The following is a 1924-nucleotide window of genomic DNA, read 5'->3' as shown; positions in this document are numbered from 1 at the left end:
CGTCGAGGCGGACGTCGTGGTGGTCTCCCTGGGCGCGATCCGCAACACCGACTGGCTGGCCGGCTCCGGGCTCGGCGTGGGCGGGCTGCCGGCCCGGAGGGGTCAGGAGTGCGCGGGGGTGAAGACCAGCTGCCGGTCGGCCGGCGAGTAGCCGCTGAGGGTCACCGTCGGGCCGTGCGTCGGCAGCGACGGGTCGGGGAAGTCGGCCGGGACCGGGGTGGCGCCTTCCGGCCGGCGGTCCACCGTCGGGAAGTCCACCGGGAACGGCGCCCCCGTCTCGATGAGCCGCCGGTAGAACTCCAGCCACCGGGCGTGGTCGAAGCTGACGGCCGCGACGACGCGACCCTGGTGGCCGTACACCGCCGTGAAGCGCCGTTCGGCGAGGGAACCCTGGGTGATCATGACCTGGTCGCCGAGCGAGGGCACGCCGACCGACTTGACGTTCACGCCGAACTGGGAGGACCAGAAGGCGGGAACGTCCATGTGGGGGCGGCGGTCCGCGCTCGCGCTGATCATGTTGTGCGCGGCCGTCTCGGCCTGCGCCACGGCGTTGCCCCAGTGCTCCAGGGCCAGGAACTGGTAGTTGAACAGCGCGTTCGGGGAGCGCGCGACGTCACCGGCCGCGTAGACGTCGTCGGTGACGATGCCGCGGAAGTCGAAGGCCCGGCAGCCCGCGTCGCAGGCGATGCCGCGCGGGCCCGCGCCGAGCCCGGAGCCGGCCAGCCAGTCGGTGTTGCGGATCGCGCCCAGGGAGACCACCACGACGTCCGCCTCGACGACGTCGCCGTCGGAGAGCCGGGCGGCCCGCACCCGGCCCGCCGCGTCGCCCTCCAGCGCGGTGACCGTGACGCCGGTGCGCAGGTCCACGCCGTTCTCGCGCTGGAGGTCCGCCGCGACCGCGCCGATCACGCCGCCGAGCGCGCCCACCAGGGGAGCGCCGGCCCGCTCGGCGACGGTGACCTCGATGCCCCGCTCCCGGCAGGCGGAGGCGATCTCCGATCCGGTGAACCCGGCGCCGATGACCAGCACCCGGCGCGGGGAGGCCGCCAGCCGACGGTGCAGTCCCACCGCGTCGTCGCGGGTCCGGAGCGCGAAGACCCCGTCCAGCGCGGCCTCCGCCTCGTTCGGCCAGGGCCGGGCGCGTACGCCGGTCGCGATGAGCAGCCGGTCGTACGGGAGCGTGTCCCCGTCGGCCAGCCGCACCCGTCCGGCGGCCATGTCCAGGCCGGTGGCCGCGACGCCGAGCCGCCAGGTGGCGTCGAGCTCCCGGCGTCGCGGCAGCTCCGTGCGGTCCGGGGACGCCTTCCCGAGCAGCACCGCCTTGGAGAACGGCGGCCGGTCGTACGGCTCGTACGGCTCGTCCCCGACGAGGGTGAGCGAGCCGCCGAAGCCCTCGGCGCGCAGGGTCTCCGCCGCCCGCAGTCCGGCCAGCGACGCTCCCACGATGACGATCCGGCCCTCGCGTCGGAGCCACTCGTGGTACTCATCGCCCCGCATGGGGACTCCCCTGGCCGCGGGCGGTCGTGGCGGACCGGTCGGCGGCGCCCGGCCCGTCGACGGTGATCGCCCGGACCGGGCAGGCCGCCACGGCGCGCGCGACCTTCCCGCGCTGCTCCTCGTCGGCGTGCGGGTCGTAGACCAGCGACTCCTCGCCGCTCAGGAAGAACACCTCGGGCGCGAGGAAGGCGCACTGCGCGTATCCCTGGCACCTGTTGAGATCGACGACAAGCCTCATCCGTGCTCCGGTCCTCGGCGACGAGGTCCCGGGGAGGTTCCGCCCGGCGGCGGCCCCGGGACGGTCGGTCGTCCCCCGGACCAGCATCGAAGCAGGGGCGGGGACGCCGCTCCCCGGGGGCCGCCGAAGGGGTGACCCGCGCGTCCGCCCCGGACCTCCGGGCGGAGGGGCCGTCCCCCGGTGGGGGAC

Annotated in this window: 2 protein-coding genes; both read right to left on the bottom strand. The window is 75.9% G+C overall.

Annotation, left to right across the window (positions count from 1 at the left end; all coding sequences use genetic code 11):
• Positions 1–102: 102 nt before the first annotated feature.
• Complete coding sequence (locus EAO71_RS35320) at positions 103–1497, bottom strand: NAD(P)/FAD-dependent oxidoreductase (RefSeq protein ID WP_147981909.1); 1395 nt, start codon at positions 1495–1497, stop codon at positions 103–105.
• Positions 1484–1735 (bottom strand): ferredoxin, encoded by a 252-nt coding sequence (locus EAO71_RS35315; RefSeq protein WP_147981908.1) that lies wholly within the window; start codon positions 1733–1735, stop codon positions 1484–1486. The genes EAO71_RS35320 and EAO71_RS35315 overlap by 14 nt, the downstream gene beginning before the upstream one ends.
• Positions 1736–1924 lie beyond the last annotated feature (189 nt).

Origin of the sequence: Streptomyces sp. MS191 (assembly GCF_008042125.1) — a bacterium.
Lineage (GTDB): Bacteria > Actinomycetota > Actinomycetes > Streptomycetales > Streptomycetaceae > Streptomyces.
The sequence above is the reverse complement of the archived record's forward strand: the minus strand, read 5'-3'. Positions and strand labels throughout refer to the sequence as shown.